We start from the raw sequence: 13514 nt of genomic DNA, 5'->3' as shown, positions 1-13514 counted from the left end.
CACACGGCTTCAACTAACACCCACGTTTAGCGACAACTTCCGCGCCTGTTGAACAACAGGCGTCGGATTCGCTCGTCCCGAAAACCGCAACACCCACACAACAACAAAAACAGAGGAAGTCTCATGCAAGTCCAACGTCACCCGAAACAACGCCTGTGCAAACTGATGCTGGCCGTGTCCGCCGCCGTGATGATCAACATTGCAGGTGCTCAATTGGCCTTTGCCGAAACCACTCCCACCGCGACGACCGCGCCGATGCAATGCCCCACTGAAGCCACACCGCGCTACACCAAAACCCCCACCGGTTACCTCATGGTCCTGCGCACGGGCGACAACGCGTTCAAGGAACTGACCAAACTGGCCATCGCCGAGAAGATCCCCAGCGCGTCCATCACCGGTATCGGCTTCGGCAACGTCAAGTTCGGTTTCTGGAACAAGGACAAGAAGGACTTCGACGCCAAGCTCTTGAACGGTGTCGAGATGGCGAGCATCACCGGCTCGGTCGCCTGGAAAAACGATCAGCCTTCGATCCATATGCATGGCGTGGCCGGTGACGCCACGTTTCAGGCGTATGGCGGCCACATCCTCGACTTCGAAGTCACCACCGGCTCGATGGAAATCACCGTGATCGTCCACCAGCGTCGCCTTGAGCGCGGCATTGACCCATGCATCGGCGCCAACGTGCTGGGTATCTGATCCAGGCATCACGCTCCCGCCCGTCACGGCGGGAGCCACCCTCCTGAATTCAAAAACTACAAAAAAAGGGGCGATTTACATGAGCAACAAGAACACCGTTGTAACCCTGGCGCTGGGCGCCATTGCACTGAGCACCCAGGCCCACGCCGACTTCCTGAGTGACAGCAAGGCAACCCTGGGGATGAGGAATTTCTACTTCAACAACGACAACCGCGACGGCCCGGCCGCGCCGTCGAAAACCGAGGAATGGGCGCAGGGTTTCATGCTGGACTTCAAGTCGGGTTACACCGACGGCATGGTCGGCTTTGGTGTCGATGCTCTCGGCCTGATGGGGATCACGCTGGACAGCGGCAAAGGACGCCACGTCGGCAGCAGCATGATTCCGTCGGACAGCGACAACAGTGCGGTCGATGAATGGAGCCGGCTGGGGTTGACCGGCAAGGTCAAAGTCTCGAAAACCGAGCTGCGCCTGGGCACGCTGATGCCGAAACTGCCGATCCTGGTGTCCAACGACGGGCGCCTGCTGCCACAGACATTCGACGGCGGACAGATCACTTCAAGCGAGTTCAAGGAACTGACCCTCACGGGTGGCCGCATCGAACATGCGACGGGCCGTGGCTCAAGCGACCGGACAGGCCTCGCGGCCACCGGCGGCACCCGCGAAAGCAACGCCTTCGATTTCGCCGGCGGCGACTGGAAAATCACCAAAGACCTGACCGCCCAGTATTACTACGCCAACCTCGACAACTATTACACCCAGCAGTTTTTCGGCCTGTTGCACACGCTGGCGATCTCGGACAATCAATCGCTGAAAACCGACCTGCGCTACTTCAAGACCGATTCGTCCGGCGCCAACAGTTCGGGCACGTCAGGCTACCGGATCAGCGGCTACACCGAAGGCGCCGATGGCGAAATCGACAACCGGACCTGGAGCGCTGCACTGATCTACACCGCCGGTGCCCATGCACTTACCGCCGGTTATCAAAGCGTTTCCAGCGGCAGTAACTTCACCCAGCTCAGCCAGGGCAACCTGCCCGATAAAGGTGCCGGCGGCGCCAGCCTTTACCTGTACACCGATCGCCTGATCCAGACCTTCACCCGCGCGGGCGAACGCACGTCTTTCGGTCAATATGCGTATGACTTTGCCGGTGTGGGTGTGCCTGGTTTGAAGGCTTCGGTCATCTACCTCAGCGGCGATAACATCAAGACCGTCACCGGCGACACCCAGAAGGAATGGGAACGGGATTTCGGCCTGGACTACACGATTCAGTCCGGCGCGCTCAAGGGTGTCGGGTTTGGCTGGCGCAACGGCAAGTCCAACAGCGAAGCGAGCCGTGATCAGGATCAGAACCGTTTGATCGTGAACTACAGCATTCCGCTGCTTTAACCGAGGGAGTTCGGAGCCCTTCACAAAACCTTTGCAGGAGCCAGCTTGCTGGCGATGGCGTCCTCGAATTCACTGCAAAACCCACGGGCCTCATCGCCGGCAAGCCGGCTCCTACAGGGGGCGTGTTGTTCACATTATTCCAACCTGCCACAAGACCTTTGTAGGAGCCAGCTTGCTGGCGATGGCGGCCTCGAATTCACTGCAAAACCCACGGGCCTCATCGCCGGCAAGCCGGCTCCTACAGGGGGGCGTGTTGTTTGCATCATTCAGGCCTGCCGAAAAATCTTTACAGGAGCTAGCTGGCTTGAATGACCGCCAGGTCCCAAGCCTTGCACGGCATCACTCGGAAACGGCGATCTGGTTTCGGCCACGGGCCTTGGCTCGATACAGGGCCTTGTCGGCGTTGTTCATCAAGCTGTGCAAATCAAGGTCGGAGGCGTCCATCGACGCGACACCGAGGCTGGCCGTTATGCAATGCACCGGCCCGGTCATCAATTCGGCAATCGAGCGGATGAGTTGCTCGGCAATGTTCAGGGTTTCTTCAATCGAGGTGTCCGGGAGCAGGATGGCGAACTCCTCTCCCCCCAGCCTACCGTAGACATCCGTTTCACGAAACGAGGTGCTGATGACCAGGCCCATCTGACTCAGCACCTGATCCCCGACCTGATGGCCATAGGTGTCGTTGATGTGTTTGAAGTGATCCATATCCAGCATCACGGCGCACAGCGGCAGCTGATTGTTTTTGCAGTAACTGTGCAACTGCTGGGCGTGCTCGAAAAAAGCCCGGCGATTCCTCAGGCCGGTGAGTTCATCGGTCTGCGCGGCAAGATTGGAAATGCGGTGCGCCTGCTCCATTTCACGGGTCAATCGAAAGGCGGTTTCCACCGCATCGGAGAGTTTGCGGGTAGCGCTGGCCACGAATGAGGCGAACACCAGCACCGCCAGTGCCATGCCGACTTGCATCGCTGACGGCTGGAACAACAGCCATATCGTGCACGGCAACAACACCAGGCCAATGGACACCAACGTCATGTATCGGTAGGCCGAATAGCAGGACACCGCACTGACCGACATCCCGACGGTAAAAAGCATGACCAGTGACTGAGCCAGAATATCGTCCGGGGGCATCAATGCCAACGCGCCTGCGCCCCAGATACCGGCAGATAACACCAGCGTGCTCCAGTATTTCCACTCCCATTGCTCGGGTGTGCGTGTACTTTTGTCGCTGCGGAAATAGGCGATGAACATCGAGACGCGCAATGAGGTCGACGCCGTCAGAATGCCCATCCACCAAAAAATGACGTGGTGATCGAAGCGCTCCCAACACAGCAGGCACAGCATGATCGCCGCCAGGACACTGCCCGGAATCGCCGTCACCGACTGATGGAACAATTGGTGCAGGCGATCAGTGCGTACCTGCGCTGCTATCAAAGCATCCGGGTCATACCGGGGTCCGAGTCCTTCCATTTGATCCGCCTGATCATGATGCTTCGTCAAAGAAGTATTGTGGCACCCAGCCAGTAGCGCAAACAACCGAGGCCTTGAAATGTTTCCGGGCGCCAGATTGAAAGAGTACGTCTATCACGCCCCAACACTCGCCCTATTAGCTGACTTCCCGACTCAGGTCTAACCTTAGTCTGCGCTGGCGCCATAAGCCGGCCGGATTAGCGCTGAAAAGGAGACAGGAATGAGCCCGAAGCTTGACTAGGCCACCCGTGGGCCACCGCGCAGGCAACCTGATTGCCGCTGTTCAGAATTCCCGTGTGGTCACCACAATCAGTTGATCCAACTGCTGGCCCTGCAGCCTATGTCCTTGATTCCGCTCGTTGCTATTTAACGCCCGCCCCGGGCCCGATAGCCGGATGAACACGACCAAAGGTAGCTCGCACATGGCAAACGAATCGAAATGCCCGTTCAATCATGCCGCAGGCGGTGGCACCACCAACCGTGACTGGTGGCCGAACCAACTGAATCTGAAGATCCTGCACCAGCACTCGTCCCTGTCAGACCCCATGGACGAGGGCTTCAACTACGCCGAAGCGTTCAAAAAACTCGACTTTGCGGCGGTCAAGCGCGACCTGACTGCACTGATGACCGACTCACAAGACTGGTGGCCAGCAGACTTCGGTCACTATGGGCCGCTGTTCATCCGCATGGCCTGGCACGCCGCCGGCACGTACCGCACCGGTGATGGTCGTGGCGGTGCCGGTTCCGGTCAACAGCGCTTTGCCCCGCTCAACAGCTGGCCGGACAACGTCAGCCTCGACAAGGCGCGCCGGCTGCTGTGGCCGATCAAGCAAAAATATGGCAACAACATTTCCTGGGCCGACCTGATCGTCCTCACCGGTAACGTCGCGCTGGAGTCGATGGGCTTCAAGACCTTTGGTTTTTCCGGTGGCCGCGCAGACGTCTGGGAACCCGATGAAGACGTTTATTGGGGCTCGGAAAACAAATGGCTGGGCGGTGACGTTCGCTACGACAAAGCGCAAAAACCCGTGCAAGCACCCGGCGATGTTCCACTGGTGGCCGAGCCAGGGAGAAATGAAGACAGCCGTACCGATGAGGGGCGCAATCTGGAAAACCCACTGGCCGCCGTGCAGATGGGCCTGATCTATGTGAACCCGGAAGGTCCGGAGGGCAATCCCGATCCCGTCGCTTCGGCCCTGGACATCCGCGAAACGTTCGGCCGCATGGCCATGAACGACGAAGAAACCGTGGCCCTGATCGCGGGCGGCCACGCCTTCGGTAAAACCCACGGCGCCGGCCCTGCCGACAACGTCGGTGCCGAGCCGGAAGCCGCCGGTCTCGAAGCCCAGGGCCTTGGCTGGAAAAACAGCTTCGGCACCGGTAAAGGCCCGGACACCATCACCAGCGGGTTGGAAGTGACCTGGACCACCACGCCCACCCGGTGGAGCAACAACTACCTGGAAAACCTGTTCGGCTTCGAGTGGGAATTGAGCAAAAGCCCGGCAGGCGCAAACCAGTGGGTCGCGAAAAACGGCGCCGGGGCCGGCACCATTCCGGATGCACACGACCCGTCCAAGCGGCGTAACCCGACCATGCTCACCTCTGACCTGGCGCTGCGCTTCGACCCGATCTATGAACCGATTGCCCGGCGCTTCCTGGCCAATCCGGATCAGTTGGCCGATGCCTTCGCCCGCGCCTGGTTCAAGCTGATCCACCGCGACATGGGCCCGCTCTCGCGCTACCTCGGCCCGGAAATGCCCAACGAAGAACTGTTGTGGCAAGACCCGATTCCGCCGGTCGACCATGCCTTGGTCAACGACAGTGACGTCGCAGCACTCAAGGGCAAAATCCTCGCCTCTGGCCTGAGCGTCTCGCAGTTGGTATCAACGGCCTGGGCGGCAGCGTCGAGCTTCCGTGGCTCCGACAAACGTGGCGGCGCCAACGGTGGACGCCTGCGACTGGCGCCACAGAAATCCTGGCAAGCCAACCAGCCCGAACAACTGGCGAGCGTGCTGGCGAAACTGGAAAGCATTCAGCGTGAGTTCAACAACAGCGGCAAGAAAATCTCGCTGGCGGACCTGATCGTGCTGGCCGGCAGCGCCGGTGTCGAACAAGCCGCAAAAAATGCCGGCCACAGCGTGACGGTGCCGTTCACACCGGGACGGACGGACGCCTCGCAAGAGCAGACGGACGTCGAATCCTTCGGCTTCCTCGAACCCATCGCCGATGGTTTCCGCAACTACCTGAAAACCCGCTACCGCGTGTCGGCCGAACACCTGTTGATCGACAAGGCGCAACAACTGACCCTCAGCGCACCGGAAATGACTGTGCTCGTGGGCGGTTTACGGGTGTTGAACACCAACGTCGGACAGACCCGACACGGCGTGTTCACCCAGCAACCGGAGGCGTTGACCAACGACTTCTTCAAAAACCTGCTGGACATGGGGGTGGAATGGAAGCCGGTGTCGGACGCCAATCAGGAGTTCGAAGGCCGCGATCGCAAAACCGGCCAAGTGAAATGGACCGGGACGCGGGTCGATCTGGTCTTTGGCTCGAATGCGCAACTGCGGGCCTTGGCCGAGCTGTATGCCAGCAGTGATGCGAAGGAGAAATTCGTCAAGGATTTCGTAGCGGCGTGGACGAAGGTGATGAACCTGGATCGTTTTGACCTGTAGGAGCCGGCTCGCTGGCGAAGCGGTGGCGGCCGTGAGGACGCCATCGCCGGCAAGCCGGCTCCTACAGGTTACGGGTTTCATCGACGGATTCTTGTAAATAAACGGTACCGCTGAAACAACAACGCCTCCCAAGTGGAGGCGTTGTGCTTATTGCGCATTGAAGGAAGGAATCAGGTCGGAGAGATCGTGGCCAAGGCACCGATCAAAATGGTTAACAGCAGAAATCCACCCAGAAAAATGGCCATCTTGGGCATGGGGCCTCCTACATGATGAGTTTGCGGTTCAGTGGCTACCGCGACTGCGGACCGTGCGGTCATTGTGGGGCGCAGGCCGGGTACATGACAGATGCAGATAGCGCAGAAAAATACGGATCAGAACAAAATCGCCCCGGGCGAGACACCACCCAACCTGTAGGAGCCGGCTTGCTGGCGATGGCGTCCGTGAGATCGCCATCGCCAGCAAGCCGGCTCCTACAAATTGTGGGTGTGTTCGAGAATGGGGGTTCACGCAAAACCTGTAGGAGCCCGGCTTGCTGGCGATGGCGTCCGTGAGATTGCTATCGCCAGCAAGCCGGCTCCTACAAATTGTGGGTGTGTTCGGGGTTGAGGGTTCACGCAAAACCTGTAGGAGCCCGGCTTGCTGGCGATGGCGTCCGTGAGATCGCCATCGCCGGCAAGCCGGCTCCTACAGAAATCGGTGTTTACCTGACACACCACCGAACCTGTAGGAGCCAGCTTGCTGGCGATCCAGGCGCTGCGGTTCATCAAGTACGCTGACACCTACCGGGACGGCTCGCCGGCTGGCTCGGCCACTTCCCGGGTCAGAAAGTCGATCAAGGCCCGCGCGGTCGCTGACAATTGGCGATGGGGCGGATAGATCACCGAGAACGGTCGGGAGCGTCCGCCCGACTGTTCAAGCAGCGGCACCAGGCGTCCACTTTGAATGCGCTCGCGGACGATGAAATCGTAGCTCTGGCAAATCCCCATCCCATGCTCGGCCAGGGACACAATACCCAACACATCGTCGGACACCTGCACATTCGCCTCAGGTATCCACTCCCGATCAACCCCCTGCTCACGGAACAGCCAGGGCCCGACGCGGCCGCTGCTGGGCATCACAAACGGCAGGCAGGCATGCGCCGCCAGCTCGTCGACACTGCGCGGCGTGCCGGCACGTTTCAGGTAGTCCGGCGCGGCGACCAGGCACAAACCTGCGTCCTCCAGCTTGCGTCCGATCAGGCCGCTGTCCGGCAATTGCCCAAGACGAATCGCCAGGTCATACCCTTCCGCCACCAGGTCCACATTGCGATTGCTGATGCTCAACTCGATGCGCACTTGCGGGTACTGCCGGGTAAAACGGCACAGCAATGGCGGCAAGCGGTAATGCCCGTAGGTCGTCGGCACACTCAGTCGCACACGCCCGGTCAACTCGCCTTCCTGCCCCTGGATCGTTCGTTCGGCATCATCGATCAACCCGAACGCCGCGCGGGATTGTTCAAGGTAAAGCAGGCCCGCCTCGGTCAGGCTCAGACGCCGGGTCGTGCGCCGCAACAGCTGGACGCCGAGACGCGCTTCCAGGCGTGAAATCGCCCGGCTGACCACCGACGGCGTGGTCGCCAGAAACACCGCCCCGGCGCTCAACGAGCCCTTTTCCACCACGGTGACGAACACTTCAACGTCCGCGAGATAATCGAATCGGCGGGTCACTCTTACCTCCAAAGAACAAGTGCTTTCCTTCGCAGCGAGTTTATCGCCCACACAGGCATGAATATAGTGAATCAACGATCCGGCGACCGCCGATCGATCACCTCACTGTTCGGAAGCTCCCATGCGCCCTATCGCCCGACTCGCCCTCGCCATGACCATTTCCGCGGCTGCCTTCAACGCACAGGCCAGCAATGTCCTGATCGTGCTGTCCGATTCCGACCACCTCGACCTCAAGGACCAGAAGGTATTCGCCACCGGTTTCTACCTGAACGAACTGATGCAACCGGTGAAACTGCTGCTCGATGCCGGGCACTCGGTCACCTTCGCCACGCCGACTGGCAAGGCGCCGACACTGGACCAGTCGTCCAACGACAAGATGTATTTCAACAATGACGTGGCGGCCTTACAGGCGCACAAGGCGCTGCTGGATCAGCTAAAAGTCACTTCAAAAGGCGAGTCGCCGGTCATCAGCCTGGCGCGGGTCGAACAGATCGGCTACGAGCATTTCGATGCCGTCTACGTCCCCGGCGGCCACGCGCCAATGCAAGACCTGCTGCACAGCGCCGCGCTGGGGAAACTGCTGAACAACTTCCATGACAACGGCAAGACCACCGCCCTCGTCTGCCACGGTCCGATTGCCCTGCTGTCGACTCTGGCCGATCCCGTCGCGTTCACCCGACAACTCGAAACCGGCGGCAAAGCCTCCACCAAAGGCTGGACCTACGCCGGCTACAAATTCACCGTCATCAGCAATCAGGAAGAGGAATTGGCCAAGGGCTTGTTGAATGGCGGCGCGATGAAGTTCTATCCGCAAACGGCGCTGGAGCAAGCGGGCGGCGTCTATCGCAGCAACACTTCGCCGTGGACCTCCAACGTCGTCATCGACCGCGAACTGGTGACCGGCCAGAACCCAGGTTCCGCGCTGGACGTGGGCAAGGCCATCGTCGAGCGTCTCAAGCCTCGGAGCTAGAGACTGAGTGGTCTCGGAATGGTAAAACTCGTGGCGTTGTTTTTTGTTTGAATGACCTCGAAAAAGGATCACATCGGTGAAGTCACCCGCCACGCCAGATTCAAGTGTCACAGCCGAGTCTGGCCTGCGCCTGCAAACCCGGCTGATCGCGCTGGTGGTGGCGGTGACCTTTTTCATGGAAAACCTCGACGCGACGGTCATCGCCACCGCGCTGCCCACCATGGCCAGCGCATTCGGCATTACGCCGGTCGACATGAACGTCGGCATCACTGCCTACATTCTTGCCGTGGCGATCTTTATCCCGCTGTCCAGCTGGATCGCCGACCGCTTTGGTGCGCGAAAGGTGTTTGCCGGCGCAATCATCGTCTTCACCCTCGCCTCGCTCCTGTGCGGGCTCAGCCAGAACATCGAAATGTTCGTTTTCGCCCGCGTGCTCCAGGGCATCGGCGGCGCGTTGATGGTGCCGGTGGGACGCCTGGCCGTGCTGCGCAACACCGACAAAAAAGACCTGGTAAAAATGATCGCGGTGATTACCTGGCCCGGCCTGGTAGCGCCCATTCTCGGGCCAATCGTGGGCGGCCTGATCGTCACCCACGCATCATGGCCGTGGATCTTTTACGTCAACCTGCCGCTCGGTGCGTTGGCGTTATTTGCCGCACTGTGGCTGGTGCCCGAAGGACGCGAAGAACACGTCCGCCCGTTCGACGGCAAAGGCTTCGCCCTGCTGGCCGGCGCCTGCGCCTCGCTGCTGGGCGGTCTGGAATGGCTGGGCAGCCAGCACGGCAACGCCATGTACTCAGGATTCGCGCTAGTGATCGCCGGCATGATCCTCGCCGTGTGGGCCGTGCACCACTGCCGACATCACACCCACCCGCTTTTGCCGCTCGGCACCGTGTCCATCAACACCTTCCGGGTCAGCCTCTTCGGCGGATCACTCTTTCGCCTGGCCATCAGCGCCTTGCCGTTTTTGCTGCCGCTGCTGTTCCAGGTCGGCTTCGGCTTATCGCCCGTCGACGCCGGCCTGCTGGTGCTCGCGGTGTTCGCCGGCAACCTGGCGATGAAGCCGTTCACCACGGCGATCATGCAGCGTTATGGCTTTCGCCAAGTCCTGCTGGTCAACGGTGTCATCGGCGTTATCTCGATTGTCGCCTGTGCCTTCTTCACCCCACAGACACCCTTCGCCGTGATTGCCGCCGTGCTATTTATCGGCGGCTTGTCGCGATCCATGCAATTCACCTGCTACAACTCCATCGGCTTTGCCGACGTGCCCAAGGCGCGGATGAGCGAAGCGTCGGCGTTGTTCAGCCTGTTTTTTCAACTGGCCATGGGGTTGGGGGTGACGGTTGCTGCGTTGTTGTTGCGAGCGTCGATGTCGGTGCAAGGCCATGAGTTGCAGGCGCAGGTGGCTGACTTTCGAGTGGCGTTTGTGGGTGTGGCGGTGTTGGGATTGTTGGCGTTGGTTGATGTGATCAGGTTGCCCAAGGATGCGGGGGATAGTGTGTTGAAGCGGGTTTGAGCCTGCCTCAAAGCGGCTGAACAGAGACGGCTCATTCGAGCCGCCGCTGTACTTGATTACCCGCGTTTGGGCAATTTCCAGTTGGGTCGGATGAAGTGGCAGGTATAACCGTCGGGAAGCCGTTCGAGGTAATCCTGGTGTTCCGGTTCCGCTTCCCAGAACGGCCCGGCCGGGGTGATTTCGGTGACCACCTTGCCGGGCCAAAGGCCGGAAGCTTCGACGTCGGCCACGGTGTCTTCGGCAACCTCTTTCTGCTCATCGCTGAGGTAGAACAACGCAGAACGGTAGCTCGCGCCGACATCGTTGCCTTGGCGATTTTGGGTGGTGGGGTCATGAATCTGGAAAAAGAACTCGAGAATCTGGCGATAGCTGATTTGTTGCGGATCGAACACGATCTCGATGGCTTCTGCGTGATTGCCGTGGTTGCGATAAGTCGCGTTCGGCACATCGCCTCCCGAGTAACCCACCCGTGTGGACAGCACGCCGGGGTAACGTCGCAGCAAATCCTGCATACCCCAGAAGCAACCACCGGCCAGGATGGCGGTTTCGGTTTGCGTCGTCATGAACGGTCATTCTCCTCAATGAAAGTAGCGCGTTATTGATTACGGATCGGACTGTTGAACGAGTCGGAGTAACTGCCGCACAGGTGTCGACGCAATGATCATAAACCTTAACCGCTACGCCGTAAGCTCGACGTAGCTCGACTCCCCTCCACCCGTCGCGCCCGACAACCAACCCCAAACAAAGGCCAGAGTGGTACGCCCGGCGTGATCAACGCCCACCGTGCCACGAGACCAGCCGGCAAGCATCTCGCCATCCGCCGTCAAACACTGAAAAAGCAGCTCAATGGTATCGGGACCTGTCACACGCCCGACTTGATGACCGATGCGTATCCGTCCGCCCTGGTAAGTGCTCGAAATGGCATTCCCCTCGACGTGGTAGTGAAACACGGTGCCTGCACCGGACAGCCCTTGAGTGTTATTCGCGACGGTAAATCGGCGATTGTTCAAACGCTCGCTGATTTGAGAAAAGGGGGTTTCCATGAGTGTCGCGTCCTTTGGTTGAGAGGTTCCGTTTTTAGGCTTTGATGATCCTAACTCAATCTTTTCCGAGGGATGAAGGCACTGGGTTGGCGATCTCTGATGCTGCGGCTTCAATCCAAAAACAAAAAAAGCCCTGCCCCGACTAATTGGGGCAGAGCTTCTGTTGGCGCATCACGTTACATCAACGCCCTCGCCTACTCCTGCGGGTCAACCTGATCCAGCACCCGATTCACCGTCAATTCCGCTAACGCAATCATTTGCTGAATGCCCAGTGCCAAATTGCATTTGGGACCTTCGAGTATGAACGCCAGCTCACTGGCCATAACGCTTGCAGAAGCGAGTGTTTCGCACGCGTGAACCAACAAGGTTTCAGTGCTTGCGGTGGGGACGACGGCGAAGATCGGGTTTGGGCGGCGCTCGGCCTCGGCGGGTTTGCGGGGTGGGGATTCGGAATCGACTTCTGTGCAGTCATCCGTATAGGGGGGATTCGGGGTTTCTTTGATCATTGTGGAGCCTCTATGAAGTGGACCTCTCCAAATTTGCTACCACGCAAAATAAGGAGACGGCTGTACACAGGGTGGTAGACCGGTCATAGAAACCCGGCAGGCCGAAGCCTCCCATGCACAGCCGCCACAAAGCAGCCAGCACAAAAAAACGCCCTGAGGCGTTCTGGGTCTATGAAGTAACCGGGCTACCACACCCGTTCGCTGAATTGGCAGCGACGGGGGCAGGTTAGCGAGGTGTGTTCCGAAGAGCAAGTACATTGGCCCGTCGAAAATCCCCGAAGGCCGATGTAAGTTCTCAGCTTCTATCGGGCCAGAGTGTGTAAAACTCTGCAATCGGTTTCGATTTGCAAAGTAAAAAAGGCGACCTAGCCCATTTAACAAAGATGGAGTCGCAGACTAGCGAGCTATTCATCAAGGCCGAAACGCAGCGGTCCTCCATCGACACGATCTCTAGGCAATCGCCCACCGCATTCGAGGTCGAGCCATGCTGTGACAACGGAACGAACGAACTCTCGTGCCTCCGTTAAAGTCATCAAGTCATCTTGCTTAAGGCTCGTATCCCGCTTTGATGCACCATGGCGGCCGGACAAGCGATTGTTCGCTGCCATCTTGAATCCATCCAGTGGTCGCCGTTCCGCAATGCCACTTCTCGTGAGCTTATCAAGCGTCGTTCCTCGATGCCCCGCGATATCTTCGAGCAAGCGATAGTAATCAGCCCAAGAAGGCTGGCCAGCGATAACTGTGGCCGCGTATGCGGCAAGCGGATTGTTTTGCATGAAGTCGACACGGCTATGCATTAGTTGGTGAATCAAATCATGTCGGTTGGTACTGATGCATCGAGTAGGCCGGTTTACATTGGCTGATCCAAAGGTCGCGCAGCCAGAAGACGTGGCCCCATCCCATGACACAGAGACTGGTATAACGGGACAATAATTACTGTCCGCGAGAACGGCATAACCGTTAAGTGCCGCAAGAATTTCACTCGCAACCCACTCCATTTCTTGCGGCCCTTTTACCTCGATCAGAGACAAACAACCGTCGCCCGTCAGGAATGTGTCTCGACAGTCTGCGTTTTGAACACGATCGAGCAGTCCGTCTTTCACGCCGGTCAGCTTAGTCACAATGTGGAAACTAGGATGCGCACCCTTAGGAAAAAGCAAGCTGAGTGCGTACAGATCATCGACGTGACCATCAAGCACGATGTTAACTGTAGTTCTAGTCATCTGACGCTCCTTAGGTTCCAGATCTCAATTGTTGGCAGCTAGCTTGGCCATCCAAGGTGGCTTCTTTCAGGGGGATCCGCCCCTATGCGGTCTTCGATTGTATGTAAAAATCCGGCGATATCATGTTGGGCAGTACGTGACAATTTCCGGCCGAAAAACGCCTAGTTACATACAGCATTGGCTAGGTCGGCTTTCGGCCGATTCTGTTGAAAAAGTAGCTCCCCTATCTGGCCTGCGGCAAAATATCTGCATTGGCCAGCAGGGAAGCACGCAGCATGATGGGACAGTTATCGAGTGGGCAGGAGCGACTGTTTTACTCGTTCAA

The 13514-nt window shown here is 58.8% G+C and carries 11 protein-coding genes; 5 read left to right on the top strand and 6 right to left on the bottom strand.

Going from position 1 to position 13514, the window contains the following annotated elements; all coding sequences use genetic code 11:
- Nucleotides 1-123: 123 nt before the first annotated feature.
- Both IB254_RS00055 and IB254_RS00050 read left to right on the top strand, forming a co-directional pair.
- Nucleotides 124-696, top strand: a complete 573-nt coding sequence (locus IB254_RS00055) for a PPC domain-containing DNA-binding protein (protein ID WP_008043099.1) — start codon at nt 124-126, stop codon at nt 694-696.
- 79 nt (nt 697-775) lie between these two features.
- Entirely contained in the window at nt 776-2083 is a 1308-nt protein-coding gene (locus IB254_RS00050; protein ID WP_192415573.1) for an OprD family porin, read from the top strand.
- A gap of 339 nt (nt 2084-2422) precedes the next feature.
- Here the strand turns inward: IB254_RS00050 and IB254_RS00045 are convergent, their stop codons facing one another.
- Nucleotides 2423-3550: a sensor domain-containing diguanylate cyclase gene (locus IB254_RS00045; RefSeq protein ID WP_008042064.1), complete on the bottom strand. Its 1128-nt coding sequence runs from the start codon at nt 3548-3550 to the stop codon at nt 2423-2425.
- 422 nt (nt 3551-3972) lie between these two features.
- On the opposite strand from IB254_RS00045, the gene katG reads away from it, so the two are divergent.
- Nucleotides 3973-6225: a catalase/peroxidase HPI gene (gene katG, locus IB254_RS00040; protein WP_192415571.1), complete on the top strand. Its 2253-nt coding sequence runs from the start codon at nt 3973-3975 to the stop codon at nt 6223-6225.
- 779 nt (nt 6226-7004) lie between these two features.
- Here the strand turns inward: katG and IB254_RS00035 are convergent.
- Entirely contained in the window at nt 7005-7931 is a 927-nt protein-coding gene (locus IB254_RS00035) for a LysR family transcriptional regulator (RefSeq protein ID WP_192415569.1), read from the bottom strand.
- Between the two features lie 121 nt (nt 7932-8052).
- Between IB254_RS00035 and IB254_RS00030 the strand changes: the two genes are divergently transcribed.
- Nucleotides 8053-8901, top strand: a complete 849-nt coding sequence (locus tag IB254_RS00030) for a type 1 glutamine amidotransferase domain-containing protein (protein WP_192415567.1) — start codon at nt 8053-8055, stop codon at nt 8899-8901.
- A gap of 76 nt (nt 8902-8977) precedes the next feature.
- A complete protein-coding gene (locus IB254_RS00025) occupies nt 8978-10417 on the top strand; it encodes a DHA2 family efflux MFS transporter permease subunit (protein ID WP_192415565.1) in 1440 nt (479 codons plus the stop codon).
- Between the two features lie 56 nt (nt 10418-10473).
- On the opposite strand, the gene msrA is transcribed toward IB254_RS00025, so the two are convergent.
- From msrA to IB254_RS00005, 4 genes are all read right to left on the bottom strand, one after another.
- Nucleotides 10474-10980, bottom strand: coding sequence for a peptide-methionine (S)-S-oxide reductase MsrA (gene msrA / locus IB254_RS00020; protein ID WP_008042771.1), 507 nt, complete (start codon nt 10978-10980; stop codon nt 10474-10476).
- Between the two features lie 114 nt (nt 10981-11094).
- Nucleotides 11095-11460 carry a hypothetical protein gene (locus IB254_RS00015; RefSeq protein ID WP_192415563.1) on the bottom strand — a complete coding sequence of 122 codons (366 nt, stop codon included), beginning with the start codon at nt 11458-11460 and terminating at the stop codon, nt 11095-11097.
- Nucleotides 11461-11654: 194 nt separating this feature from the next.
- Nucleotides 11655-11966 (bottom strand): DUF6124 family protein, encoded by a 312-nt coding sequence (locus IB254_RS00010; RefSeq protein ID WP_192415561.1) that lies wholly within the window; start codon nt 11964-11966, stop codon nt 11655-11657.
- Between the two features lie 404 nt (nt 11967-12370).
- Nucleotides 12371-13189, bottom strand: a complete 819-nt coding sequence (locus IB254_RS00005) for a hypothetical protein (protein WP_192415559.1) — start codon at nt 13187-13189, stop codon at nt 12371-12373.
- Nucleotides 13190-13514: the final 325 nt, after the last annotated feature.

The organism is Pseudomonas sp. PDM03, assembly GCF_014852385.1.
In the GTDB taxonomy this organism is placed as follows: Bacteria; Pseudomonadota; Gammaproteobacteria; order Pseudomonadales; family Pseudomonadaceae; genus Aquipseudomonas; species Aquipseudomonas migulae.
The sequence above is the reverse complement of the archived record's forward strand: the minus strand, read 5'-3'. Positions and strand labels throughout refer to the sequence as shown.

Bases quoted from the DNA above. Each gene is read 5' to 3' on its own strand.
- IB254_RS00005 (WP_192415559.1), bottom strand. From the start codon at position 13,189: ATGACTAGAACTACAGTTAACATCGTGCTTGATGGTCACGTCGATGAT.
- IB254_RS00055 (WP_008043099.1), top strand. From the start codon at position 124: ATGCAAGTCCAACGTCACCCGAAACAACGCCTGTGCAAACTGATGCTG.
- IB254_RS00030 (WP_192415567.1), top strand. From the start codon at position 8,053: ATGCGCCCTATCGCCCGACTCGCCCTCGCCATGACCATTTCCGCGGCT.
- katG (WP_192415571.1), top strand. From the start codon at position 3,973: ATGGCAAACGAATCGAAATGCCCGTTCAATCATGCCGCAGGCGGTGGC.
- IB254_RS00015 (WP_192415563.1), bottom strand. From the start codon at position 11,460: ATGGAAACCCCCTTTTCTCAAATCAGCGAGCGTTTGAACAATCGCCGA.
- IB254_RS00010 (WP_192415561.1), bottom strand. From the start codon at position 11,966: ATGATCAAAGAAACCCCGAATCCCCCCTATACGGATGACTGCACAGAA.
- IB254_RS00045 (WP_008042064.1), bottom strand. From the start codon at position 3,550: ATGGAAGGACTCGGACCCCGGTATGACCCGGATGCTTTGATAGCAGCG.
- IB254_RS00050 (WP_192415573.1), top strand. From the start codon at position 776: ATGAGCAACAAGAACACCGTTGTAACCCTGGCGCTGGGCGCCATTGCA.
- msrA (WP_008042771.1), bottom strand. From the start codon at position 10,980: ATGACGACGCAAACCGAAACCGCCATCCTGGCCGGTGGTTGCTTCTGG.